The 23,955-nt window shown below is 60.7% G+C and carries 20 protein-coding genes; 10 read left to right on the top strand and 10 right to left on the bottom strand.

Translation table 11 applies throughout. The annotated features are described in order from the left end of the window. Window positions 1–32: 32 nt before the first annotated feature. Together clpA and clpS are read right to left on the bottom strand one after the other, a co-directional pair. Window positions 33–2,312: an ATP-dependent Clp protease ATP-binding subunit ClpA gene (clpA, locus tag JHD64_RS09320; protein ID WP_059284673.1), complete on the bottom strand. Its 2,280-nt coding sequence runs from the start codon at window positions 2,310–2,312 to the stop codon at window positions 33–35. Continuing rightward, window positions 2,312–2,620, bottom strand: a complete 309-nt coding sequence (gene clpS / locus JHD64_RS09315; protein ID WP_059284672.1) for an ATP-dependent Clp protease adapter ClpS — start codon at window positions 2,618–2,620, stop codon at window positions 2,312–2,314. Before clpS ends, clpA begins: the two co-directional genes overlap by 1 nt. Before the next feature lie 224 nt (window positions 2,621–2,844). Here clpS and JHD64_RS09310 point away from each other — a divergent pair, with 224 nt between their 5' ends. Beyond that, window positions 2,845–3,048, top strand: coding sequence for a cold-shock protein (locus tag JHD64_RS09310; protein ID WP_045846595.1), 204 nt, complete (start codon window positions 2,845–2,847; stop codon window positions 3,046–3,048). A 104-nt stretch (window positions 3,049–3,152) separates the two neighbouring features. Here the strand turns inward: JHD64_RS09310 and mdtH are convergent, their stop codons facing one another. After that, window positions 3,153–4,361, bottom strand: coding sequence for a multidrug efflux MFS transporter MdtH (mdtH, locus tag JHD64_RS09305; RefSeq protein WP_059284671.1), 1,209 nt, complete (start codon window positions 4,359–4,361; stop codon window positions 3,153–3,155). Between the two features lie 88 nt (window positions 4,362–4,449). Between mdtH and JHD64_RS09300 the strand changes: the two genes are divergently transcribed. Next, on the top strand, window positions 4,450–5,334 hold the full coding sequence (locus tag JHD64_RS09300; RefSeq protein ID WP_199053068.1) for a LysR family transcriptional regulator: 885 nt from the start codon (window positions 4,450–4,452) through the stop codon (window positions 5,332–5,334). Between the two features lie 54 nt (window positions 5,335–5,388). Here JHD64_RS09300 and icd read toward each other — a convergent pair whose 3' ends face one another. After that, complete coding sequence (gene icd / locus JHD64_RS09295; RefSeq protein ID WP_059284669.1) at window positions 5,389–6,633, bottom strand: NADP-dependent isocitrate dehydrogenase; 1,245 nt, start codon at window positions 6,631–6,633, stop codon at window positions 5,389–5,391. Between the two features lie 212 nt (window positions 6,634–6,845). Then, on the bottom strand, window positions 6,846–9,083 hold the full coding sequence (locus JHD64_RS09290) for an NADP-dependent isocitrate dehydrogenase (RefSeq protein ID WP_199053067.1): 2,238 nt from the start codon (window positions 9,081–9,083) through the stop codon (window positions 6,846–6,848). A gap of 429 nt (window positions 9,084–9,512) precedes the next feature. Here JHD64_RS09290 and JHD64_RS09285 point away from each other — a divergent pair, with 429 nt between their 5' ends. Continuing rightward, window positions 9,513–10,187: a pseudouridine synthase gene (locus tag JHD64_RS09285; protein WP_199053066.1), complete on the top strand. Its 675-nt coding sequence runs from the start codon at window positions 9,513–9,515 to the stop codon at window positions 10,185–10,187. 50 nt (window positions 10,188–10,237) lie between these two features. After that, window positions 10,238–12,007, top strand: coding sequence for a bifunctional isocitrate dehydrogenase kinase/phosphatase (aceK, locus tag JHD64_RS09280; protein ID WP_059284666.1), 1,770 nt, complete (start codon window positions 10,238–10,240; stop codon window positions 12,005–12,007). Window positions 12,008–12,051: 44 nt separating this feature from the next. Here aceK and JHD64_RS09275 read toward each other — a convergent pair whose 3' ends face one another. The 3 genes from JHD64_RS09275 to mutS all read right to left on the bottom strand — a co-directional run bounded on the left by JHD64_RS09275 (window position 12,052) and on the right by mutS (window position 15,924). Next, window positions 12,052–12,489: a hypothetical protein gene (locus JHD64_RS09275; RefSeq protein WP_199053065.1), complete on the bottom strand. Its 438-nt coding sequence runs from the start codon at window positions 12,487–12,489 to the stop codon at window positions 12,052–12,054. 379 nt (window positions 12,490–12,868) lie between these two features. Next, window positions 12,869–13,306 (bottom strand): hypothetical protein, encoded by a 438-nt coding sequence (locus tag JHD64_RS09270; RefSeq protein ID WP_110313113.1) that lies wholly within the window; start codon window positions 13,304–13,306, stop codon window positions 12,869–12,871. A gap of 68 nt (window positions 13,307–13,374) precedes the next feature. Then, window positions 13,375–15,924 (bottom strand): DNA mismatch repair protein MutS, encoded by a 2,550-nt coding sequence (gene mutS / locus JHD64_RS09265; protein WP_199053064.1) that lies wholly within the window; start codon window positions 15,922–15,924, stop codon window positions 13,375–13,377. A 265-nt stretch (window positions 15,925–16,189) separates the two neighbouring features. Here mutS and JHD64_RS09260 point away from each other — a divergent pair, with 265 nt between their 5' ends. The 4 genes from JHD64_RS09260 (at window position 16,190) to ugpQ (ending at window position 20,103) form a co-directional block, all read left to right on the top strand. After that, a complete protein-coding gene (locus JHD64_RS09260) occupies window positions 16,190–16,756 on the top strand; it encodes a GbsR/MarR family transcriptional regulator (RefSeq protein ID WP_199053063.1) in 567 nt (188 codons plus the stop codon). Between the two features lie 6 nt (window positions 16,757–16,762). Further along, the gene (locus JHD64_RS09255) at window positions 16,763–18,109 is read left to right on the top strand and encodes a cytochrome ubiquinol oxidase subunit I (protein WP_199053062.1); all 1,347 of its coding nucleotides are present in this window, start codon (window positions 16,763–16,765) and stop codon (window positions 18,107–18,109) included. Next, entirely contained in the window at window positions 18,106–19,116 is a 1,011-nt protein-coding gene (locus JHD64_RS09250) for a cytochrome d ubiquinol oxidase subunit II (RefSeq protein WP_199053061.1), read from the top strand. Before JHD64_RS09255 ends, JHD64_RS09250 begins: the two co-directional genes overlap by 4 nt. A gap of 231 nt (window positions 19,117–19,347) precedes the next feature. Then, window positions 19,348–20,103, top strand: coding sequence for a glycerophosphodiester phosphodiesterase (gene ugpQ / locus JHD64_RS09245; protein WP_199053060.1), 756 nt, complete (start codon window positions 19,348–19,350; stop codon window positions 20,101–20,103). Between the two features lie 18 nt (window positions 20,104–20,121). Here ugpQ and JHD64_RS09240 read toward each other — a convergent pair whose 3' ends face one another. Next, on the bottom strand, window positions 20,122–20,907 hold the full coding sequence (locus JHD64_RS09240) for an ABC transporter substrate-binding protein (RefSeq protein ID WP_199053059.1): 786 nt from the start codon (window positions 20,905–20,907) through the stop codon (window positions 20,122–20,124). 169 nt (window positions 20,908–21,076) lie between these two features. Here JHD64_RS09240 and JHD64_RS09235 point away from each other — a divergent pair, with 169 nt between their 5' ends. Both JHD64_RS09235 and JHD64_RS09230 read left to right on the top strand, forming a co-directional pair. Then, the gene (locus JHD64_RS09235) at window positions 21,077–21,523 is read left to right on the top strand and encodes a MarR family winged helix-turn-helix transcriptional regulator (protein ID WP_199053058.1); all 447 of its coding nucleotides are present in this window, start codon (window positions 21,077–21,079) and stop codon (window positions 21,521–21,523) included. Beyond that, entirely contained in the window at window positions 21,520–23,034 is a 1,515-nt protein-coding gene (locus JHD64_RS09230; RefSeq protein WP_199053057.1) for a DHA2 family efflux MFS transporter permease subunit, read from the top strand. Before JHD64_RS09235 ends, JHD64_RS09230 begins: the two co-directional genes overlap by 4 nt. A 68-nt stretch (window positions 23,035–23,102) precedes the next feature. Here the strand turns inward: JHD64_RS09230 and JHD64_RS09225 are convergent, their stop codons facing one another. Beyond that, window positions 23,103–23,894, bottom strand: a complete 792-nt coding sequence (locus tag JHD64_RS09225; RefSeq protein WP_059286612.1) for an inositol monophosphatase family protein — start codon at window positions 23,892–23,894, stop codon at window positions 23,103–23,105. Window positions 23,895–23,955: the final 61 nt, after the last annotated feature.

Raw genomic sequence — 23,955 nt, 5'->3', positions numbered from 1 at the left:
GCATGCGGGCGTTGTGTTGATGGCGAGATGCGTCAGGCTGGTTCGGCAGCCAGGGTTTCCTGGTCGAATTGCAGCTCGACGACATCCTGCTCGTTGACAGTGACTGTCACCTCTCCGCCGTTGGACAGGCGGCCAAACAGCAGCTCGTCGGCCAGTGCCTTGCGGATGGTGTCCTGAATCAGCCGCGCCATCGGGCGTGCCCCCATCAGCGGGTCAAAGCCACGTTTGGCCAGGAAGGCGCGCAGCGCATCGGTAAAGTGGATTTCCACCTTCTTGTCGCTGAGCTGGTGTTCCAGCTGCATCAGGAACTTGTCCACCACCTGCATGATGATCTGCTCATCCAGCATCTTGAAGGAGATGGTGGCATCCAGCCGGTTACGGAATTCCGGGCTGAACAGGCGCTTGATGTCGGCCATTTCATCACCGGCAGCCTTGGACTGGGTAAAGCCCAGTGTCGGCTTGGACATGGCTTCGGCACCGGCATTGGTGGTCATGATGATCACCACGTTGCGGAAGTCCGCCTTGCGGCCGTTGTTATCGGTCAGGGTGCCATGGTCCATCACCTGCAACAGTACGTTGTAGATGTCGGGATGGGCTTTTTCGATCTCGTCCAGCAGCAGTACGGCATAAGGATGCTTGCTGATGGCCTCGGTCAGTTGACCGCCCTGCTCGAAGCCGACATAGCCCGGAGGCGCACCGATCAGACGGCTGACCGCATGGCGCTCCATGTACTCCGACATGTCAAAGCGAATCAGCTCCACGCCCAGCACATAGGCCAGCTGCTTGGCCACTTCGGTCTTGCCCACCCCGGTTGGTCCGGAGAACAGGAAGGAGCCGATGGGTTTTTGCGGATTGCCCAGGCCGGAGCGCGTCATCTTGATGGCCGTGGCCAGGCTTTCGATGGCCTTGTCCTGGCCGAACACCACGTTGCGCAAATCGCGCTCCAGGTTTTTCAGCACATTGCGGTCATCCGTGGACACCGTCTTCGGCGGAATGCGGGCAATCTTGGCCACGATCTCTTCGATCTCGGACTTGTTGATCACCTTTTTCTGCCGCGACTTGGGCAGGATCTTCTGTGCCGCCCCAGCTTCGTCGATCACGTCGATGGCCTTGTCCGGCAGGTGACGGTCGTTGATATAGCGGGCCGACAGCTCTGCCGCAGTGGACAGCGCGGACTGGGTGTACTTCACGCCGTGATGGGCCTCGAAGCGCGATTTCAGCCCCTTGAGGATTTCCACGGTCTGTTCCACGGTCGGCTCGGCCACATCGATCTTCTGGAAACGCCGCGACAGGGCGTTGTCCTTTTCGAAAATGCCGCGGTATTCGTTATACGTAGTGGCACCAATGCAGCGCAGGCTGCCATTGGACAGCGCCGGCTTCAGCAGGTTGGAAGCATCCAGCGTACCGCCGGAAGCCGCACCAGCCCCGATCAGCGTGTGAATCTCGTCGATGAACAGGATGGCGTGTTCATCTTCGGTCAGTTGCTTGATGACGGCCTTGAGGCGCTGCTCGAAATCGCCGCGGTACTTGGTGCCAGCCAGCAGGGCGCCCATGTCCAGCGCATAAACGGTGGCCTTGGACAGGACATCGGGCACTTCGTTGTTGACGATGCGCCGTGCCAGCCCCTCGGCAATGGCCGTCTTGCCCACGCCGGCTTCACCCACCAGCAGCGGGTTGTTCTTGCGGCGACGGCAGAGGATTTGCACCGTGCGTTCCAGCTCGTGCTCACGACCAATCAGCGGGTCGATCTTGCCATCGCGTGCCTGCTGGTTGAGGTTGAGCGTGTAGTTTTCCAGCGCGCCACCCGGACCGGCAGATTGCTCTTCGCCCTCGGATTCGTTGTGTTGTTCGCGTGGCTCGGGCGGGTGTTGCGGCGAGCGCTGTTTGGTAATGCCGTGCGAGATGAAATTGACCACATCCAGCCGTGAAATTCCCTGTTGATGCAGGTAATACACGGCATGTGAGTCTTTTTCACCGAAGATGGCCACCAGAATGTTGGCGCCAGTCACTTCCTTCTTGCCGGAAGACTGCACATGCAGGATGGCGCGTTGAATCACCCGCTGGAAGCCCAGCGTGGGTTGGGTTTCGACCTCGGTTTCCCCCGGGACGGTAGGGGTGTGTTCGTCGATGAAGTCGCCCAGCTGTTTTTTCAGCTGGTCGAGATTGGCCCCGCAGGCGCGCAAAACATCGGCGGCGGAGGGATTGTCGATCATGGCAAGCAGCAAATGCTCCACGCTGATGAACTCGTGGCGCTTGCGCCTGGCGTCCATGAACGCCATATGCAGGCTTACTTCAAGCTCCTGGGCAATCATCAGTTTTCCTCCATTACGCACTGAAGCGGATGCTGGTGTGCTTTGGCAAATTGCGACACCTGTTCAACCTTGGTGGCAGCCACGTCTTTGGTATAAACGCCACACACGCCGTGACCTTGCGTATGGACTTGCAACATGACTTGGGTAGCCTTTTCCCTGTTCATGTGGAACAACTGCTGCAACACTTCCACCACAAATTCCATTGGGGTGAAATCATCGTTCAATAACAATACCTTATACATGGGGGGAGGGGTGGTCCTCACCCTTGACACCTCTTTGACGGCGTCGTTGCTGAACTGCGTGGACATGTCGACTTTCAGTTAAACCGCGGTTTACTTCAATTTTGGTTCCCCCAGACTTTTTTTCAAGGGGCGAGTGCGAATTCCTTTTGGACTTGACGCTATCACGATGGTTGCGTAGAAATGCTGTTCAGGTGCTTGGCTTAGCTGTTTGGCATTCCCGGATAAGCCGGAATGGACAGCAGGCTTTAAGTTGGTCGGCCTCACCAGCCATAGTCAATCAAGGAAGTAACATGTCAATTGGTACCGTTAAGTGGTTCAACGACGCTAAAGGCTTTGGCTTTATTACCCCGGATGAGGGTGGTGAAGACCTGTTTGCCCATTTCTCCGCCATCAATATGCAAGGCTTCAAGACCCTGAAAGAGGGTCAACGTGTAAGCTTTGACATCGTTAGCGGCCCGAAGGGCAAGCAAGCGTCGAACATCCAGGCTGCCTGATCAGGCAGAGGATGCGCCAGGATTGCCAGGTGCGCTGACCTGACCGGTCAACGTCCCGACAGCTTCAAACAGAACCCCGCCAACTGGCGGGTTTTGTTTTTTCATCAAACGGTACTGCTGGCACAGCGTATGCCGACTCCGGGGCGCAGCAACTGCCCCCAGAGTGCCAGCAAAGTGATGCTGCCCACCATGGCCAGGCTCAGCCAGGGTAGCGCCGGCAGCTGCCATTGGCGGGACATGTCCAGCAGCCACCCTCCTCCAACATAGCCCACAGCACCGCCCAAGGCCAGGCCAATCCGGCTGCAGCCCAGATAGCTGGCACGGGCATGCGTCTTGGCCAGACTGGCGACATAGGTTTCCCGCGCCGGTTCCATGATGATGGAGCCAAGAAAGAACAGGGCCAGAATGGTGAAGGCAGCCAGTGGGTGTCGCACGCCGCTCATGCTGGCCAGGCTGATGCTCATCAGTGCCAGGCCGATCAGCATGCGCTGCTCGCGTCGCAAATACCGCTCTCCCCAGCGTGCCAGCGGATAAAGCAGGCTGAGTGACAGGCAGGTTTCCAGCATATACATCCAGCCTACGGCCTGATAGCTGCCTGTCAGTTGCTTGATGGTGACCGGCACCAGCAGCATCACTTGTACCGCAAGCATGTAATAGCCGCTCAGGGTCAGTACAAAGCGCATGTAGCGCCTGTCGTGCAAGACGGTACGCATGGCGTGCCAGGGAGAGCTCTTGCCCGTGGCGACCCGGTACGGCGGCAGCAACAGGGCATTGACCAGGGCGGCCAGCATGAACATGGCGCAGCCTGCCAGACCCACCCAGCGAAAGTCGAATTGCAGCAGCCAGGAACCCAGCAGGGCGGCTGCCACCGCACCGGCGCTGTCCTGCATCATCAGGATGGCGTAGAAGTGTGGCCGCTCTGCGGGCCGTACCAGTTTGGCCACCAGCGCGGTGCGTGGCGGATCGAACAGGGTCCCGCCCAGACCGGAGAGCAGGCATGAGGCAAACAGCAGCCAGGGGGCATGAGCCAGTGCCATGCAGGCAAAGCCGGCGGCACGCAGCAGCATGCCGCAGACAATCAATGGCTTGGCGCCGTAGCGGTCGGCCAGCGAACCGCCGAACAGGCCCAGCCCCTGTTGCATGAACTGGCGCATGGCCAGTGCCAGGCCGACGACACTGGCACTCCAGCCTAGCTGATCGACAAAGTGCAGGCTGATCAGCGGAAAAACCATGAAGAAACCGAATATCACCAGCAGGTTGTCCAGCAGGATGAATGCCTTGCCCAGTTTGCGTGCCCTTTGTGCGGAAGCCATGTGCTCTCCTCATTCGAACAGCATTTTAGGGAGGCGGCCTGCTATTATGTAAGTCGACTTCTACTAATATTTCATATGCGATTTTCTTATGTCTGTGGCTTTGTCTGATCTGGAGTTATTGCTGGATGTGGCTGAGCTGAGCAGTTTCAGCCAGGCGGCGGCCAAGCGTGGCTGGTCGCAGCCACAGGTCAGCCAGCGCATCAGCCTGCTGGAGCAACAGTGGGATGTCCGCCTGTTTACCCGGCATCGGCGCGGTGCGGTGGCCACCAATGCCTGTCAGGCTTTTCTTGTCGCGGCGCGCCAGTCGCTTGCGGCTTACCGGCAAGGGCTGGAGGCCATGCAGGGCACTCCCAGTGTGCCGCGCATCCGGCTATCCTGCCTGCCATCGCTGACCTCGCCGGTGTTTGGCCCCTTGCTGATGAAGCTGGCGGATGCGCCGATGGAGATTCGTTGCAGCACCGACCATTCGCAGCAGATCATGCAAGACCTGCTGACCGGGCAGGTGGAGGTGGGCTTTGTGCTGAAATGTCCGGCCATGGCCGGCATCCAGATGGAGCTGCTGTGGCGCTCTCCCATTGTTGCGGTGGTGGCTGCCGCTCATCCCTTGGCGGGCCTTGGCGGGCCGCTGGCGCTGGCCGATATTGCCCGGCACCGTATTGCGCCGCAGTTCTGGGGAGATGAGTGCGAGAGCCTGATCCAGCAGATCCGCATGGTGCGGCAGCTGCCCAGCCCGATTCATGCGGTGCAGCCGGCCTCGGCCGCGCGTGAGCTGGTATTGCGCCATCATTTTGTCTCTTTCATGCCGGAACTGTCGATCAAGGCGGATCTGCAGGATGGCACCCTGGTCAGGCTGTGCCTGCCGGAGCTGCCGGCATGGCATTGGGAGGTGATGATGGCCTGGCGTGCCGGCAAGCGGGTGGATGCGACAAAAACGCGGGTGCTGGATGCGGCGCGCGCCTTGGTGGATGACTGAAGCGAACAAGGCCCGCTGGGGCGGGCCTTGTGGCGGGATGGGCCTGTTGCTGGCTTACATGCGGGCGATCATGGCGTCGCCAAAGCCCGAGCAGGACACTTCGGTCGCACCTTCCATCAGCCGGGCAAAGTCGTAGGTGACCTGCTTGTCGGCAATGGCGGCTTCCATGGACTTGATCACCAGGTCAGCGGCGGCGGTCCAGCCCAGGTGGCGCAGCATCATTTCCGCCGACAGGATGAGCGAGCCGGGGTTGACCTTGTCCAGCCCGGCGTATTTGGGCGCCGTGCCGTGGGTGGCTTCGAAGCAGGCATACTGGTCCGAGATATTGGCGCCCGGGGCAATGCCGATGCCGCCGACTTGCGCGGCCAGGGCATCGGAGATGTAGTCGCCGTTGAGATTGGTGGTGGCAATCACATCGTATTCGGCCGGGCGCAGCAGGATTTGCTGCAGGAAGGCATCGGCAATGGCGTCCTTGACGATGATTTCGCGGCCGGTTTTCGGATTGTTGAATTTGCACCACGGGCCGCCGGCAATCAGTTCGGCGCCGAATTCGCGGCGTGCCAGCGCATAGGCGGTATCACGGAAGTTGCCTTCGGTAAACTTCATGATATTGCCCTTGTGGACGATGGTGAGGCTGCTGCGGTCATTGGCAATGGTGTAGTTGAGCGCCGCGCGTACCAGGCGCTCGGTGCCCTCGACCGAGATGGGCTTGATGCCGATGCCGGAGCTGTCCGGGAAGCGGATTTTCTTCACGCCCATTTCATTTTGCAGGAAGGCGATCACTTTCTTGACGGCATCGGAGCCGGCTTGCCATTCGATACCGGCATAGATGTCTTCGGTGTTCTCGCGGAAGATCACCATATTGACCAGTTCCGGTTGCTTGAGCGGCGAGGGTACGCCCTGAAAGTACTGTACCGGACGTACGCACTGGTAGAGATCCAGCTCCTGGCGCAGGGCCACATTGAGCGAGCGGATGCCGCCTCCTACCGGCGTGGTCATCGGGCCCTTGATCGAGACCGCGTATTCTTTCAGTGCATCGAAGGTTTCCTTGGGCAGCCATTCGTCCGGCCCGTACAGGCGGGTGGATTTCTCGCCGGCATACACTTCCATCCAGTGGATTTTCTTGGCCCCGCCATAGGCTTTTGCCACGGCGGCATCAATGACCTTGATCATCACCGGGGTGATGTCGATGCCGATGCCATCACCTTCGATAAAGGGAATGATGGGGTGGTCGGGGATGGCTTGCCCCGGAATGATTTTCTGTCCTGCTGCGGGAACCTTGATATGGGATTCACTCATTGTTGTTCTCTCCTTGTCTGGGGTAAGGGGCTGCGGCTGTCCGCAGAGTCTCTCCACTCACTCAGCCTAGACCGTGGCGGGGCGCTTGCAGAGGATTATCAGACAAATTTTCTGGAAAATCGTTGGCAGGGCAAGGGCGGACAAAAAAAGCGCCAGGACGAATCCTGGCGCTGTGGGGGAGGGCATGCGCACGACAGTGCGCCAGTGCTGGCTTAGGCCAGGGCAGCTTTCAGGGCTGCGTTAAAGGTGGCGCTCGGGCACATCACGGCCTGGCACTTGGCGGCATCCGGCAGGTAGTAGCCGCCGATATCGGCCGGCTGGCCCTGTACGGCCTTCAGCTCGGCGATGATTTGCTGCTCGCTGTCTGCCAGCTGCTTGGCCAGCGGAGCGAACTGGGCTTGCAGTTCGGCATCTTCGGTCTGCTCGGCCAGTGCTTCGGCCCAGTAGCTGGCCAGATAGTACTGGCTGCCACGGTTGTCCAGCTCGCCGGTGCGGCGCGACGGCGACTTGTCGTTGTCCAGCAGCTTGCCGGTGGCGGCATCCAGGGTCTTGGCCAGGATCTTGGCCTTGTTGTTGCCGGTCTTGATGCCCAGTTCTTCCAGCGACACCGCCAAGGCCAGGAATTCGCCCAGAGAGTCCCAGCGCAGGTGGTTTTCTTCCAGCAGCTGTTGTACATGCTTCGGTGCGGAGCCACCGGCACCGGTTTCATACATGCCACCACCAGCCATCAGCGGCACGATGGACAGCATCTTGGCCGAGGTGCCCAGTTCCATGATGGGGAACAGGTCGGTCAGGTAGTCGCGCAGGATGTTGCCGGTGACCGAGATGGTGTCCAGGCCGCGGGCGACGCGTTCCAGGGTGAAGCGCATGGCGCGCACTTGCGACATGATGTGGATTTCCAGACCGCTGGTGTCGTGATCCTTCAGGTAGGTTTCCACCTTCTTGATCAGTTCCTTTTCGTGCGGACGGTACGGGTCCAGCCAGAATACGGCCGGCATGCCGGAGTTGCGGGCGCGGGTCACGGCCAGCTTCACCCAGTCGCGGATCGGCGCGTCCTTCACCTGGCACATGCGCCAGATGTCGCCGGCTTCCACGTTCTGGCTCAGCAGCACTTCACCGGTAGCCAGGTCGACGATGTTGGCCACGCCGTCTTCGGCGATTTCAAAGGTCTTGTCGTGCGAGCCGTATTCTTCGGCCTTTTGTGCCATCAGGCCCACATTGGGCACGGTGCCCATGGTTTTCGGATCGAAGTTGCCGTGCCATTTGCAGAAGTTGATCATCTCCTGATAGATACGGGCAAAGGTGGATTCCGGCATGACGGCCTTGCAGTCGGCCGGCTTGCCATCGGCACCCCACATCTTGCCGCCGTTGCGGATCATGGCCGGCATGGAGGCATCGACGATCACGTCGTTGGGCGAGTGGAAGTTGGTGATGCCCTTGGCGGAATCCACCATGGCCAGACGCGGGCGGTGTTCCTGGCAGGCGTGCAGGTCGCGGATGATTTCTTCGCGCTTGGTGGCCGGCAGGGTCTCGATTTTTTCGTACAGATTGGCCATGCCGTTGTTCACGTTCACGCCCAGCTCTTCGAACAGCTTGCCGTGCTTCTCGAAGGCATCCTTGTAGTAAATCTTCACGCAGTGGCCAAACACGATGGGGTGGGACACCTTCATCATGGTGGCTTTCACGTGCAGCGAGAACAGGATGCCGGATTCGCGGCAGTCTTCCATTTCCTGTTCGTAGAAGTCACACAGTGCCTTCTTGCTCATGAACATGGAATCGATGATTTCGCCAGCCTGCAGTGCCAGCTTGGGCTTGAGCACGATGGTTTTGCCGCTGTTGGTGGTCAGCTCCATCTTCACATCGCGCGCCTTGTCCAGGGTCATGGACTTTTCGCCGTGGTAGAAGTCGCCATGGTGCATGTGGGATACATGGGTTTGCGACCATTGCTTCCATTCACCCATGGAGTGCGGGTGCTTCTTGGCGTAGTTCTTCACCGCCAGCGGCGCGCGGCGGTCGGAGTTGCCTTCACGCAGCACCGGGTTCACGGCGGAGCCCAGGCACTTGGCGTAGCGGGCTTTCAGGGCGTGGTCGGCGTCGGTGGCGGGCAGTTCCGGGTAGTCGGGCAGGGCATAGCCCTTGGCTTGCAGTTCCTTGATGCAGGCGATCAGTTGCGAAACCGAAGCACTGATATTGGGCAGCTTGATGATGTTGGTGTCCGGGTTCTGGGTCAGTTTGCCCAGGGCGCTCAGGGTGTCCGGTACTTTTTGTTCTTCAGTCAGGTATTCGGGAAATTCGGCCAGTACGCGGGCAGCAACCGAGATATCTGCCGTTTCGACATTGATGCCGGCTGCGCCGGTAAAGGTACGAATGACCGGCAGGAAGGCGCTGGTGGCCAGCGCCGGTGCTTCGTCGGTCAGGGTGTAGATGATGGTCGGCTGCTTTGTGGGCATACTCTATCTCCAATGATTATTTTGACGTCAGAACGACTGCGCAAGGCGGCTTTCGCACACCGGGGGATGTTCCGCTAGGCGCGTGGAAAGGCACTGCAGCACGCGGGCGTTTTACCGGACTGCGCTAGGCAGGCTGTGCGTGGCAAATGGGCCCGTAGACTGGCGGGTGACTTTCGGAAATGAATTATACCCCTCAAATCTGCGCACTGTTTGTAAGTATCCGAACTTTGCCATTTCGACAAGAGAAACAACTGTTCGAATGTGAATTTTCCGCACCGGTGCTGTGAGCTGCACTCCACAGCATAGCCACTGTAACTGACAGGGATGCGAAGAGTTTGTTGCAGTTGCCTGCCGGGAAGGTCCGGCATGACCGCGCCAGTCACTCCTTGCTATCATCCGGCGCATTACTCGTTTACGGTTTGCCAGAAAATGTCCCAGCTCATCCTGTTCAACAAGCCTTATGGTGTCATCTGCCAGTTTTCCCGGCACGAGCTGCATCCCACGCTGAAAGACCATATCGCGCTTCCCGGCGTCTATCCGGCAGGCCGGCTGGATACCGACAGCGAAGGTTTGCTGTTGCTCACCGGCGAAGGTGCCTTGCAGCACCGCATCAGCGACCCGCGCTGGAAGCTGCCCAAGACCTACTGGGTACAGGTGGAGGGACGGGTGAGCGAGGCACAGCTGGAGGCCCTGCGTGCGGGGGTCGACCTGGGTGATTTTGTCACCCGGCCGGCGCAGGTGCGGCAGATCGAGCAGCCGGCGCTGTGGGAGCGCAAGCCGCCGGTACGTTTTCGCAAGACCGTACCGGACTGCTGGCTGGAAATCATCATCAGTGAAGGCAAGAACCGCCAGGTGCGGCGCATGACGGCCAAGGTGGGCTTGCCCACGCTGCGCCTGGTGCGGGCGGCCATCGGCCCCTGGCAACTGGATGGACTGCAGCCGGGTGAGCTGCGCAGCATCGAGGTGAATCTTGAAGATTTGCCGGCGCTGTCGCATGCTGAACGTCCGGGGCAGAGCACTGCCCCTGCCCGCAAGGGCAGCGTGTCAGGCAGCAAGGCGGGGCCGCAGCCGTCATTCCGCTTTGCCCGCAGAAACAAGCCATGAGTGCCTGTCGCCGGGTGTGATGGGCGCGGTGGCCATACCGAGGCCAGAGCATGCAGATTCCCGAGTATTACAATCCGGTGGCGCGTGATATCGCTCAGGCCCTGATCGATGGTTTTGACAAGCACTACCGGCTGTTTCGCAACTGCAATCGCCAGGCCAAGGGCTTGTTCGAGCGCGGCGACTGGCAGGGGGTGCAGCAGGCCATTCGTGATCGCATCCAGTTTTACGATGAACGGGTGGTGGAAACGGTAGCCCGGCTGCATGGGGAGTTTCATGCCGATCTGCTGGACGACGAAATATGGCAGCAGGCCAAGCTGTATTTCATTGGCCTGCTGACCAATCACAAGCAGCCGGAGCTGGCGGAAACCTTCTTCAACTCGGTGTTCACCCGCATGCTGCACCGGGATTATTTCAACAACGACTTCATCTTCATCCGGCCGGCCATTTCCACCGAATATATCGAGTCCGATCCGCCGTCCTATCGCAGTTACTACCCGGCCAGCAGCAGCTTGCGCCGGGTGATGCGGCAGATCATCGCCGACATGGGCTGGAGCCGCCCCTTTGTCCGTCTGCGCCGCGATCTGGCGCTGGTCTTGCAATACGCCAATGATTTCTTTGCCGGCGCCTGGCCGCATGCCGAGGCCAATCTGCAGATACAGGTGCTGTCCTCCCCGTTTTACCGCAACAAGACTGCTTATATTTTCGGCAAGGTGGTCAATGGCGGGTTGAGCTATCCCTTTGCCGTGCCGGTATTGCACGCTGCGAGTGGCGGCCTGTATCTGGATACCGTGCTGTTGGAGCCATGGCGTATCGGCGTGCTGTTTTCCTTCAGCCGCGCCTACTTTCTGGTGGATATGGAAGTGCCCTCCGGCTATGTGCAGTTTCTGCGCAGCATGCTGCCGGGCAAGACCAAGGCCGAGCTTTACACCATGCTGGGTTTGCAGAAGCAGGGCAAGAACACCTTTTACCGTGATTTCATGCAGCATCTGCAGCATTCCAATGACCAGTTCATCATTGCACCGGGCATCCGCGGCCTGGTGATGCTGGTGTTCACCCTGCCGTCGTATCCCTATGTGTTCAAGCTGATCAAGGATGTGTTTGGCGGCCCCAAGGAAATAGACCGCGACACGGTGAAGCAGAAGTACCGGCTGGTGAAGCGGCACGACCGGGTGGGACGGATGTCGGACACGCTGGAGTTTTCCAATGTCGCCTTTCCGCGCAGCCGTTTTACCCAGGAGCTGCTCGAGGAGCTGCGCAGCCTGGCACCTTCGATGATGGAGGAGGGGGAGGACAGCATTGTCATCCGCCACCTGTATATCGAGCGGCGCATGAAGCCGCTGAACCTGTATCTGATGAACTGCGATGAGCAGGAAAAAGAGCGGGTGATCCGTGATTACGGCCTGGCCATCAAGGAGCTGGCTGCCGCCAATATCTTTCCCGGCGACATGCTGTTCAAGAACTTCGGGGTCACCCGTTATGGCCGGGTGATCTTCTACGATTACGATGAAATCGAATATCTGACCGATTGCCATTTTCGCCAGATACCTGAAGCGCCTAATCCGGAAATGGAACTGTCCGGCGAGGTCTGGTATCCGGTGGCGCGCAACGATGTCTTCCCCGAGGAGTTCGGCACCTTCCTGCTGGGCGACCCGCTGGTGCGCAAGACCTTTTTGCAGCATCACCGCGACCTGTTGACGCCGGAATTCTGGCAGCAGCGTCAGCAGCGCATCCGCGCTGGCTATATGGAGGATTTCTATCCGTATCCGGAAGAAATGCGCTTTGTGCATGCACAGGCGCGGCGGTGTGCCGGGCGCAACTGAAAAAGGGAAGCCGCGGCTTCCCTTTTGCATGCCTGTGTCGAGTTTCAGCCGGCATGGGCTGCCTTGAGCTGGGGATACTCTTCGAAATAAGCCAGTGGACCGGCTGAAGTCAGGCCCAGGCAGAAACGGCGGCTGGCGGGGAAGGCATGTTCGGTGCTGCAAGCCTGCAGCAGCTCGAACAGGCTGCTCAGTTCCAGGAACAGCTCGCGCAGGTAATGGCTGTTTCTCAGCCACAGACGGATTTGCCGGGCCTGTGGGTGTGGGCTGAGCAACTGCACTTGCCCGTGCTGATCACTGCCCAGGCAAATGGCGGGAGGGATGTGTATGCCGCGGCTCACCAGTTCGAGACGGGCTTGCCGTCCCAGGCTGCCCAGCAGGGTTTTGGCTTGCAGCCGCAAATTGTCACTCAGGGTGGCGGGCGGCAGCGCCTGCCCTTTGCTGATGGCGGATGTAGCCTGGCGGGGGGATTCGGTCAGCGGCATGTTCTTGCTCCAGAGGGATGGGATACCTTGATGGTAGAAGGGCAGGCCGGATGGGGAGTCTGATGATTGCTACAGAATTTTCTCTTTGATGAGTCGTAAATTCCGTGCGCTTGGTGGGCTGGCATGGTGCTGCCAAGAATGCAGGGGAAGCGCTTTTCTCTGCCGTGTGCCGGCAGCACCCTGTCTTGTTGGCTGGGTAAACCGCGAGGTGACTTTGTCGGGCAAGGGCGGGGGGGATCAAGGCGGGCAGCTTGCGCAATGCAAGGCTTGTCTGGAGAGGCGTGGTGTGGCCGGGGTGGTGGCAGAGCCGTGGCACATCAGCTGTTCAGCAGCCGGGGGGGACGGATGTCTCCCCCGGTCCGCTAACTGAATGCACAAACTATTGTGGGTAGGGACTGCACGCATGGTCCTCGAAATAAGCAATGGGACCGGCACTGGTCAGACCGATATGAAAGCAGGATGTCTCGGGGAAGATTTCACCTGCGGCTTCGGCGGCACGCACCAGCTCGAACAACACTTCCACTTCTTTGAACTGGCTGGACAGCTTGGCATTGTCAGTGAGCCAGCTGAGGATTTCATCGGATTGGGGATGGTTGTTTTCCAGGGTAAGGCTGCACGCCGGACAACTGACCAGACTGATGGCAGGCGGCATGCTGATCTGACGTTCCACCAGTTGTTCTTCCGCGAGGCTGGCAAACTTGGCCAGTTGCTTGTTGGCGCGCTCGCGGATGGCTTGAAGGGTGATGCTGCCATCATCTCCAGTGTGTCCAAACAGGCGAACAAACCCCGGGTTGCTGGCAGTGCTCTGCGACGACATAGTGCTTACTCCTGTTCTCTGCGTGTCATGATTTTTTCATCATAGATGATGCTTGTCATTTTGCTGTATCAATTCAGCAGTTTTTTCACTTGATAGAGAAAGTCGAGTGCCTGACGCGGGGTGAGCTCGTCCGGGTTGATGTCTTGCAGCATGTCCAGCGCCGGATTGGGCTCGCTTTCCACGCTGTTGGCCATGGCCGGCGGTGCGCTGAACAGATCGGGCTGGACGCGGGCGGCCGACTGGTTTTCCAGCTCGACGAGATAGCGTCTGGCCTCGCGGATGACCTTGGGCGGCACCCCGGCCAGCTGGGCCACCGCCAGGCCGTAACTCTGGCTGGCCGGGCCTTCGTCCACATGGTGCATGAACACGATGCGGTCCTTGTGCTCGACGGCAGACAGATGCACATTGGCCACGGCCGGGTATTGCTCGGCCAGGGTGGTCAGCTCGAAATAGTGGGTGGCGAACAGGGTGTAGGCGCGGCTTTTTTCGATCAGCGCCTTGGCAATGGCCCAGGCCAGCGCCAGGCCGTCGAAGGTGGAGGTGCCGCGGCCCACTTCGTCCATCAGCACCAGCGATTGCGCGCTGGCGTTGTTTAAGATATTTGCCGTTTCGGTCATTTCCACCATGAAGGTGGAGCGGCCGCCGGCCAGGTCATCCGAGGCGCCGATGCGGGTGAAGATGCGGTCGATCTGGCCGATGACGGCGCGCTCGGCCGGCACGAAGCTGCCGATGTGCGCCAGCAGGGTGATCAGTGCATTCTGCCGCATATAGGTGGATTTACCGCCCATGTTCGGGCCGGTGATCAGCAACAGCTTGCGCTCGTCGCTGAGGCGGGTGTCGTTGGCGATGAAGCGTTCCACCTCGGCTTCCACCACCGGGTGACGCCCCGCGATGATTTCCAGCCGGGTGTCGCTGACGAACTGCGGCTCGACATAATTGTTGCTGCTGGCGCGTTCGGCAAAGGCGGCCAGCACGTCCAGCCCGGCCACGGCCTGGGCGATCAGCTTGAGGTCGGGAATATGCGGTGCCAGCTGGTCCAGCAATTGTTCGTACAGCTGTTTTTCCAGTGCCAGCGAGCGGTCCTGTGCCGACAGGGCCTTGTCTTCGAATTCCTTCAGTTCCGGCGTGATGTAGCGCTCGGCATTTTTCAGGGTCTGGCGGCGGCGGTAGTCGTCCGGCACCTTGTCGCCCTGGGCGCGCGAGACTTCGATATAAAAGCCGTGCACGCGGTTGAATTCCACCTTGAGGGTGGTGATGCCGGTGCGCTCTTTTTCACGGGCTTCCAGCGCCAGCAGGAAGTCGCCGCAGTCGGTCTGGATGGCGCGCAGCTCGTCCAGGTCGGCATTCAGCCCGTGATTGATCACCCCGCCATCGCGCAAAAAGGTGGCCGGTTCCGGCAGGATGCTGGCTGTCAGCAGGCTTTCCACCGGTGAGTTGTCCGGCAGCAGCCGTGCCAGTTCTCCCAGCAGCGGGGCGTCCAGGCGGCTGGCCAGCTGCTTGGCACCGACCAGGGCCTTGAGCGAGTCACGCAGCGCGGCCAGGTCGCGCGGGCGGGCGCTGCGCAGGGCGATGCGCGCGGTGATGCGCTCGATATCGGCCACTTCGCGCAGCTGGGCGTGGACATCCTGATGCACCGGCAGCAGGGCGCGTACCGACTCCAGGCGGCGTTGCAGCTTGGCATGCTGGCGGATGGGGTGGTGCAGCCAGTGGCGCAGCAGACGGCTGCCCATGCTGGTGGCGCAGCTGTCCAGCAAGGAGGCCAGCGTGGGCGAGGGTTCGCCGCGTATGGTTTCGGTCAGTTCCAGATTACGGCGGGTGGCGGCGTCCATGCGGATCAGCTCGCCGGCATCTTCCACTGCCAGCTGGGAAATATGCGCCGGGTTCACGCTCTGGGTGGATTTGACATATTCCAGCAGCGCGCCAGCAGCCCCTACCGCGACTGGCAGGGTGTCGGCCCCGAAGCCAGCCAGGTCGTGGGTGCCGAAGTGGCGAGTCAGCGCCAGTTGGGCGGATGCGGTATCAAACTGCCACGGCGGCAGCTTTTTGCGCGGGCAGCTGACCTGTTCGAAGATGTTCAGGCCGCTGTCGTCCGGCAAGACCAGCTCGGCCGGTTTCAGCCGCTCCAGTTCGCTGGCGAATTCTTCCACGCCGGTTTGCATGATCTTGAATTCGCCGCTGGCCATGGACAGCCAGGCCAGGCCCAGCGTGCCCTTGTGCATGTTTACCGCCAGCACCAGGTTGTCGCGCTTGTCGTCCAGCAGGGCGGCGTCGGTCAGCGTGCCGGGGGTGACGATGCGTACCACCTTGCGCTCCACCGGGCCTTTGGCCAGTGCCGGGTCGCCAATCTGCTCGGCAATGGCCACCGATTCGCCCATTTTCACCAGCCGCGCCAGATAGCCTTCGGCGGCGTGGTAAGGCACCCCGGCCATCTTGATGGGATTGCCACCGCTGGCACCGCGGGTGGTGAGGGTGATGTCCAGCAGGCGTGCCGCCTTTTCCGCATCCTCATAGAACAGCTCGTAAAAATCGCCCATGCGGTAGAACAGCAGCTTGTCGGCATGCTGGTTTTTCAGGGCAAAGTACTGCTGCATCATCGGCGTGTGCTGGGGCGTGCTCATGGGCGTGGTGCTCTTGTCGGTATGGGGTGCAGATGACAACGCCCCGCTTGGGCGGGGCGCTGACATGAAAGGGCGATTTTACCGTAGCGGGGGCCGGGTGTCAGGCGGCAGTCGTCCGGCTTGGGCGGGATGGCGGGGTGTTGCTGCTTTGGTCTGTGCTGATTGGCAAGCCCTTTGGTCAAGCAAACTGTGCATTGACTGGCGCTAATTGATAAAAGTATGATCTTTATCAAAGTTTCAGAAATTACTGAAAATTGAGGAAGTCATGAATGCAACCCCTTTAGTTCAGTCCTTTGTCTCGCATTTCGGCGAGATGGGCAGCCGCTGGGGCATCAATCGCACCGTCGGTCAGATCTATGCCCTGTTGTTTGTTTCCGAGAAGCCGCTCAATGCCGACGAGATCGCCGAGCGGCTGAGTTTTTCCCGTTCCAATGTCAGCATGGGCCTGAAAGAACTGGAGTCGTGGCGGCTGGTGAAGCTGCAGCACTATCCGGGTGACCGGCGCGAATACTTTTCCACCCCGGAGGATGTGTGGGCCATCTTCAAGACCCTGGCCGAGGAGCGCAAGAAGCGCGAAGTGGAACCCACGCTCACCATGTTGCGCGGGGCGATGATGGAGACGGCCGGCAGCGAGGCCGACCGCCATGCCCAGGCGCGCATGAAAGAGATGTACCAGTTGATCGAGCTGGTCACCACCTGGTTTTCCGACATCCAGCACATGGATGTGGAAACCCTGCAGCGGCTGATGAAGCTGGGCTCGCAGGTGCAAAAAGTACTGCAGTTCACCCAGTCGCTGAGCAAGCTGACCGGGCGTGATACGGAAAGGGAGTAAGCCATCATGGAAGTGGATGCCTTAACGCTGGCGCGGGCCCAGTTTGGTGCCAATATCAGTTTTCACATTCTGTTTCCCAGCATCAATATTGCCTTGGCCTGGGTATTGTTGTTCTTCAAGCTGCGCTATCTGCGCACCGGCAAGCAGGCGTGGATGGATGCCTATGGCTTCTGGGTGAAGATCTTCGCGCTGTCCTTCGCGCTGGGTGTGGTCAGCGGCGTCACCATGAGCTTTCAGTTCGGCACCAACTGGCCGGGCTATATGCAGACAGTGGGCAATATTGCCGGCCCGCTGCTGGCTTATGAAATCCTCACGGCGTTTTTCCTGGAGGCGGGCTTTCTCGGCATCATGCTGTTTGGCCGGCCACGGGTGTCCGAGCGGGTGCATACCTTTGCCACGCTGCTGGTGGCCTTTGGCAACAGCTTGTCGGCCTTCTGGATCATCGCGCTCAATTCCTGGATGCAAACCCCGGCCGGCTTTGTGATGAAGGATGGCCGCGCCCATGTGAGCGACTGGCTGCAGGTGATCTTCAATCCGTCCATGCCTTACCGGCTGAGCCACATGCTGCTGGCTTCCGGTCTGACCGTGGCATTTCTGCTGGCCGGGTTGTCGGCTTACCGTCAACTGAAAGGGGATCGCAGCGCGGGCAATGGCGTGGCGCTGAAAACCGGAGTGCGGCTGGCGGCGCTGCTGATTCCCTTGCAGATTCTGGTGGGCGATGCGCATGGCCTGAATACCATGGAGCACCAGCCGGCCAAGCTGGCGGCCATCGAGGGCATCTGGCATACCGAAAAGGGCGCACCACTCTTGCTGTTTGCCCTGCCCAATGCCGAGACCCAAAGCAATGATTACGCCGTGGGTATTCCGCATCTGGCCAGCCTGATCATCAAGCATGATCCGGACGGTGAAATCCGTGGTCTGAACGAATTTGCCCAGCACCCGCCGGTGGCCAAGGTGTTCTGGAGTTTCCGCGTGATGGTGGGCATGGGGGTGTTGATGTTGCTGACCGCCTGGTTTGGCGCCTGGCAGCTGCGCCGGGACAGACCAGCCGCCCGGCTGGATCGGCGGCTGCTGTGCTGGCTGGTGGCCATGACGTTTGCCGGCTGGGTGGCCACGCTGGCTGGCTGGTATGTCACCGAGATCGGCCGTCAGCCCTGGCTGGTGACCGGGGTACTGACCACGGCGCAGGCGGCCGGGGCAGCCACCAGCAGCATGGTGGCCGGTTCGCTGGCAACCTATCTGGCACTATATGCCGGCTTGCTGCTGGCTTATATCTCGGTGCTGTTTCATCTGGCCAAAAAAGCGGCAGGACAGGCTGATGCCGCCGTGGCGCTGAAGGAGGTGCAGGCATGAATGCCGCTTACTGGTTGCCGGTGATCTTCGCCGGATTGATGGGCCTGGCCATGCTGGTGTATGTGGTGCTGGATGGTTTTGACCTGGGGGTGGGCTTGTTGCTGCCGCTGGCGGACGATGCCGGCAAGGACCGCATGGTGGCCAGTATCGGGCCGTTCTGGGATGCCAATGAAACCTGGCTGGTGCTGGGGGCGGGGCTGTTGCTGGTGGCCTTCCCCCTGGCACATGGCGTGGTGTTTGGCGCACTGTACATTCCGGTGTTGCTGATGCTGGTGGGGCTGATCCTGCGTGGGGTGGCCTTCGATTTTCGCGTCAAGGCGCGTGACCCGCACCGGCCGTGGTGGAATGCCATCTTTGCTGTTGGCTCCTTGCTGGCCTCGCTGGCACAGGGGGTGATGCTGGGGCGTTATCTGACCGGTTTTGCCGAAGGGTGGCTGCCGTGGCTGTTTGCCTTGCTGGTGGGGGCCGGGCTGAGCGCGGCCTATGCCTTGCTCGGCGCCTGCTGGCTGATCATGAAAACCGATGGCCCCCTGCAGGCCAGGGCCATCGGCTGGGCGCGCCATAGTGTGGCCGGTGCTGCGCTGGCGGTATTGCTGGTGTCGGGCGTGACACCGCTGGTGAATCCGGCGATTGCCGGCAAATGGTTTGCCCTGCCGCAGTTATTCCTGCTGCTGCCCCTGCCGCTGCTGACCGTGGCGCTGTTTGCCTTGCTGCACCTGTTGTTGCCACGACTGGCGCGACGTCAGGCACTGGGCAATGACCGTTATTGCTGGCTGCCGTTTGCCGCCACGGTAGGCATTGTGTTGCTGGCGTTCTGGGGGCTGGCTTACAGTGTGTTTCCGCAGGTGGTGATCGGGCGCATGGATATCTGGCAGGCCGCCAGTGATCCGGAGGCGCTGTGGATCATCCTGTGGGGCGCCTTGCTGGTGTTGCCCTGCATCATCGCTTATACCTCGTTTGCCTACCGCGTGTTCTGGGGCAAGGCCGACAGCCTGAGCTACCAGTAAGCGCCGGCATGGTCTGTCCGGACCCGGCTTGCCATGGTGCAGGTCGGGTTTTGTCATGCATGCGTCACATCGGCGACGGATAATGCGCGCCTTTTGCCGCTTTAATGCAAGATGGCACAGGCTGGCCAGGCAGGATCTGCCGCCCGGACCCATGTGGTGGCAGCGCGCCCTGCCTGATGCATTGCGCACAGGGGGCCGGCGACCATTCAACCGTATTGATGGAGAGAATCGATGTCCCAGCAGCAGCTGCGAAGCCCCTGGCCTTATCCCGCCGTGGTGGCACACCGGGGTGGTGGGGCCATGGCCCCGGAAAATACCCTGGCCGGTTTTCGCGCCGGCATTGCTTATGGCTACCGCGCTGCCGAATGCGATGTCAAGCTGTCGGCGGACAATGTCTGCTTCCTGTTGCATGACGATACCGTCGACCGCACCAGTAATGGCCAGGGTCTGGCTGCTACGCTGGAGATGGCCAGCCTGGCGCAGCTGGATGCCGGAGCATGGAAAGGCGCGGCTTTTGCCGGTGAGCCTCTGCCCACTTTTGCCAATGTGGCTGCTTATTGCCGTGCACAGGGCATGCTGCTGAATGTGGAAATCAAACCCTGTCCGGGACGTGAGGAAGAAACCGGCCGGCTGGTGGCGCAGGAGGCGGCACGCCTGTGGGCGAGTGCGGCGGTGCCGCCGCTATTGTCATCGTTCAGTGCCGAAGCCCTGCGCGCGGCACAGCTGGCGGTGCCGGAGCTGCCGCGTGCCTGGCTGGTGGAAGAGGTGCCGGCCAACTGGCAAGTCATGTTGCAGCAGATGGACTGCATTGCCCTGCATTGCGATCACCGCAGCCTGACGCGCGCGCAGGCCGCCGCCATCAAGGCCGCGGGTTACCAGCTATTGTGCTACACGGTGAATGATCCGGCGCGGGCGCGGGAAATCATGGCCTGGGGTGTGGACAGTGTCTGTACCGACCGCCTGGATCTGTTGGCCCCCGCCTGCTAAGCCGGGCTTTGCGGCCGATCAGAAATTCATCATCTGCTGCGCTTCTTCGCGGCTGAAATACTTGCGGAATATCTTCAGCATGCTGCCATCGCGGCGCATGCTGTTGATGATTTCGCGCCAGCGTTCCTGCTGTTCCGGCGCAATGGTCTTGCGCGACATGATCAGCCCGTGCGGGGTGGGCTGGTCGTTGGTTTCCATGATGTGCACCAGCTTGCTGACCTGGTATTTGTCCAGATCAGAATAATCAAACGGCTCGATGATGATGGCCTGGGTGCGCCCCTGGCGCAGGTTCTGGTACAGGGTGTCGTAGTCGTAGCTGCCGATCAGCCGCCCCTGGTGATCCAGCGCGTCTACCAGCTGGTTGATGGTGTCGCTGTAGCGAAAGCTGAGAATTCCCCCCAGCTTGAGATCACTGCGGGTTTGAAAATCTGCCAGATTCTGTACGGCGGCATCCTTGCGCACGATCAGGCTGTATTTGTCGGCGAAATACCAGGCAAAAGCAGCAAAACGCTCGCGTTCCTCGTTGGTGATGCCGGACAGGCTGAAGTCCAGATTGCCGGTTTCCAGCAATTTCCAGATGCGCGAGCGTGGCAGCAGGCTGATTTCCACATGGCAGCCGCTGCGGCGGATCAGCTCGTCCGCCACGTCCTTGTCGATGCCGCTGCGGCTGCTGGCGTTATACAACAAGCCATGTTCGTGCAGGGCCAGGGTATAGCTGCGGCTGCAATCCGGGCCGGCAGCCTGCGCCAGTGGCGGCAGGCAGAGCAGCAGGCCAAGGGCCAGGCGCAGGAAATTAGGGGACATGCAAGGCTCCGCGAACTGTTTCAACTGTCAGGATAGCAGATGACGAATGCAGCCACGTTACGCCGGCCGAGCCGGGAGTGTCCAGGTGTCTGCTGACAGGTCAAGGTGGATTGCCGGGTATTATTTGCTTCATTATAATTAGCAAGCTAATTATTTGATGGAGCAGGACATGAGTCAGTCGCATCAGGAAGTGGCCGAGTTGCTGGGCGCGGTTCCCAAAGCCTGGCGGGCGCTGCTGGACCAGCGGCTGCGGCCGTATGGCTTTTCCCAGGCCACCTGGCAGGTCTTGCTCAAGCTGGGCCGTGCGGGCGAGCCCTTGCTGCAAAACGAACTTGCCGCCCGTGTCGGCATCGAACCGGCCTCGCTGGTGAGGCTGCTGGATGTGTTGCAGGCCGATGGCTGGATTGTCCGCCAACCGGATGAACAGGACCGGCGTGCCAAGCGGATTTGCCTGACGGCCAAGGCGCAGCAGCTGTCCGGCGAGCTGCTGCAGGTGGCGGATGCACTCAAGGCCGAGCTGCTGGGCGGGCTGGATGCGCAGGAATTACAAATCTGCATCAAGGTGCTGGCACAAATCCGTGCCGCTGCCGAACAGGCACAGGAGCCAGGCGCTTGAGCCAGCGTGTGCTGGTTACCGTGGCGGTGATGGCGGCCACGGTGATGCAGGTGCTGGACACCACCATTGTCAACGTCGCCCTGCCGCAGATGCAGGGCGAGCTGGGTGCCACATCGGACCAGATCAGCTGGGTGCTGACCAGCTATCTGGTAGCCAGCGCCATCTGCATGCCGCTGACCGGCTTTCTGACCGACCGGCTGGGCCGGCGGCGCTATCTGCTATTGTCGATCAGCGGTTTTGTGCTGGCCTCCATGCTGTGCGGCGTGGCGCTGAACCTAGGGCAGCTGGTGGCCTTTCGCCTGCTGCAGGGGGTGTTTGGCGCAGCGCTGGTGCCCTTGTCGCAGGCCATCATGGTGGACAACTATCCGCGCGAACAGCGTGGCAAGGCCATGGCCATCTGGGGCATGGGGGTGATGGTGGGGCCGATTGCCGGGCCCACGCTGGGCGGCTGGCTGACCGATATGTTCGACTGGCGCTGGACCTTTTTCATCAATCTGCCGGTGGGGCTGCTGTCGCTGTTGCTGGCACGCCAGGTGCCGGACACGCCACGGCGCGAGCGTGATATCGACTGGCTGGGCCTGTTGCTGATTTCACTGGCCATTGGCGGCATCCAGTATGTACTGGACCGTGGCAATGGCGATGACTGGTTCGCCAGCAAGGGCATTGTCACGGCGGCCGTGCTGGCCATGGTCGGCGCGGTGGGTTTCATCTGGCGCGGGCTGTCCAGCGCGGCTCACCCGCTATTTGACCTGCACATGTTCAAGGACCGCAACTTTGTGGCCGCCAGCATCGTCATCGCCGCGCTGGGCCTGTCGATGTACGGGGCGATGGTGATCCAGCCCATCATGCTGGAAGGGCTGTTTCACTACCCCACGCTGGATACCGGCCTGATCATGGCGCCGCGCGGCCTGGCCAGCCTGGTGAGCATGATGATCGTCGGCAAGCTGATTGGTCGGGTGGACTCGCGCTACCTGATCGGCAGCGGGCTGGTGATTGGCGCCTGTGGCACCTGGGTGTGTACCCACTACAACCTGGACACCAGTCCCTTCTGGTTTGCCTGGCCGGTGCTGTTGCAGGGCTTTGGCCTGGGCATGATTTACGTGCCGCTGTCGGCCATGGCCATGTCCACCCTGCCGGCACGGCTGTCGGCCGAGGCCGCCGGGCTGTTCAGCCTGTTGCGCACCATGGGATCCTCGGTGGGCATTGCCATTGTCAGCACCGCTTATTCGCGCGGCGAGCAGTCGGCCTGGAATGCCATGGTGGGACAGTTCAATCTCTACAATCCCTGGTTGAGCGATTATCTGGCGCGCATGGGCAAGACGGTGGTGGATGGCGCAACCGCCACTCAGCTGGCGGCCGAGTTGCAGCGTCAGGCGCTGATGGTGTCGATTGTCGATGTCTACTGGCTGATAACCTACAGCTTTCTGGCCATGCTGCCCTTGTTGTTGCTACTGCGACCGCGCAAGGCCGCTGCGGATGCGCCCGCGGTGGAAGTGGTGATGCATGAATAGCCGGCGGCGAGTGGGCAATAAAAAACGGCGACCTGAGGGTCGCCGTTTTGCTGCCTGCATTCAGGCGATTACTTGTTCAGGTGCGGCGCAATGGTGGCCAGCAGCTGGGCCAGCACCTTGGGGTTGGCGGCCACGATGTCGCCGGATTCCAGCCATTCCTGTTCGCCGCTCAGGTCGGTGACGATGCCACCAGCCTCTTGCACGATCAGGCTGCCGGCAGCGATGTCCCACGGCTTCAGGTTCAGTTCCCAGAAACCGTCCACACGGCCGCAAGCCACATTGCACAGGTCGAGCGAGGCAGCGCCTTCGCGACGTACGCCGGCGGTCTTGCCCAGTACATCCTTGAGCATGCCCAGGTACTGGTCGATATAGCTTTGGTCGGATACCGGGAAACCGGTGGCGATCACGCATTCATTCATCATGAAGCGCTTGGAAACACGGATGCGGCGGTCGTTGAGGAAGGCGCCAACACCGCGCGAGGCGGTAAACAGATCGTTACGGCTGGGGTCGTACACCACGGCCTGCTGTACCTGGCCCTTGTGTGCCAGGGCGATGGAAATGGCGTATTGCTGATGGCCGTGCAGGAAGTTGGTGGTGCCGTCGATGGGGTCGATGATCCACTCGTATTCGGAGGAGCCCACGCCTTTGGCGCCGGACTCTTCTGCTAGAATGGCGTGCTTGGGGTACGCCTCAAGAATCATGTCGACGATGGCCTGCTCGGCAGCGCGGTCCACATCGGTCACAAAGTCATTGTGCTTTTTCTTTTCTACGCGAATGGTATCGAGGTTAAGCGACGCGCGCTGGACAACACTGCCAGCACGGCGAGCGGCTTTAACCGCGATATTGAGCATCGGATGCATTGACGGCCTCTAGAACGGATAGCAGATGTCAGCCAACACGGCTCGACATCTGACGGTAACA

It is taken from the genome of Aquitalea sp. ASV15 (assembly GCF_016429115.1).
GTDB classification, from domain to species: Bacteria; Pseudomonadota; Gammaproteobacteria; order Burkholderiales; family Chromobacteriaceae; genus Aquitalea; species Aquitalea magnusonii.
Note: the sequence above shows the minus strand (reverse complement) of the source record. Positions and strands in the feature narration are given on the sequence as shown.

What these genes read in the sequence shown, in the direction of transcription:
- JHD64_RS09300 (WP_199053068.1), top strand. Translation starts at nt 4,450, where the DNA reads ATGTCTGTGGCTTTGTCTGATCTGGAGTTATTGCTGGATGTGGCTGAG.
- JHD64_RS09310 (WP_045846595.1), top strand. Translation starts at nt 2,845, where the DNA reads ATGTCAATTGGTACCGTTAAGTGGTTCAACGACGCTAAAGGCTTTGGC.
- JHD64_RS09250 (WP_199053061.1), top strand. Translation starts at nt 18,106, where the DNA reads ATGAATGCCGCTTACTGGTTGCCGGTGATCTTCGCCGGATTGATGGGC.
- mdtH (WP_059284671.1), bottom strand. Translation starts at nt 4,361, where the DNA reads ATGGCTTCCGCACAAAGGGCACGCAAACTGGGCAAGGCATTCATCCTG.
- JHD64_RS09290 (WP_199053067.1), bottom strand. Translation starts at nt 9,083, where the DNA reads ATGCCCACAAAGCAGCCGACCATCATCTACACCCTGACCGACGAAGCA.
- JHD64_RS09240 (WP_199053059.1), bottom strand. Translation starts at nt 20,907, where the DNA reads ATGTCCCCTAATTTCCTGCGCCTGGCCCTTGGCCTGCTGCTCTGCCTG.
- JHD64_RS09285 (WP_199053066.1), top strand. Translation starts at nt 9,513, where the DNA reads ATGTCCCAGCTCATCCTGTTCAACAAGCCTTATGGTGTCATCTGCCAG.
- JHD64_RS09270 (WP_110313113.1), bottom strand. Translation starts at nt 13,306, where the DNA reads ATGTCGTCGCAGAGCACTGCCAGCAACCCGGGGTTTGTTCGCCTGTTT.
- JHD64_RS09260 (WP_199053063.1), top strand. Translation starts at nt 16,190, where the DNA reads ATGAATGCAACCCCTTTAGTTCAGTCCTTTGTCTCGCATTTCGGCGAG.
- aceK (WP_059284666.1), top strand. Translation starts at nt 10,238, where the DNA reads ATGCAGATTCCCGAGTATTACAATCCGGTGGCGCGTGATATCGCTCAG.
- ugpQ (WP_199053060.1), top strand. Translation starts at nt 19,348, where the DNA reads ATGTCCCAGCAGCAGCTGCGAAGCCCCTGGCCTTATCCCGCCGTGGTG.
- clpA (WP_059284673.1), bottom strand. Translation starts at nt 2,312, where the DNA reads ATGATTGCCCAGGAGCTTGAAGTAAGCCTGCATATGGCGTTCATGGAC.
- mutS (WP_199053064.1), bottom strand. Translation starts at nt 15,924, where the DNA reads ATGAGCACGCCCCAGCACACGCCGATGATGCAGCAGTACTTTGCCCTG.
- JHD64_RS09275 (WP_199053065.1), bottom strand. Translation starts at nt 12,489, where the DNA reads ATGCCGCTGACCGAATCCCCCCGCCAGGCTACATCCGCCATCAGCAAA.
- clpS (WP_059284672.1), bottom strand. Translation starts at nt 2,620, where the DNA reads ATGTCCACGCAGTTCAGCAACGACGCCGTCAAAGAGGTGTCAAGGGTG.
- JHD64_RS09235 (WP_199053058.1), top strand. Translation starts at nt 21,077, where the DNA reads ATGAGTCAGTCGCATCAGGAAGTGGCCGAGTTGCTGGGCGCGGTTCCC.
- icd (WP_059284669.1), bottom strand. Translation starts at nt 6,633, where the DNA reads ATGAGTGAATCCCATATCAAGGTTCCCGCAGCAGGACAGAAAATCATT.
- JHD64_RS09225 (WP_059286612.1), bottom strand. Translation starts at nt 23,894, where the DNA reads ATGCATCCGATGCTCAATATCGCGGTTAAAGCCGCTCGCCGTGCTGGC.
- JHD64_RS09255 (WP_199053062.1), top strand. Translation starts at nt 16,763, where the DNA reads ATGGAAGTGGATGCCTTAACGCTGGCGCGGGCCCAGTTTGGTGCCAAT.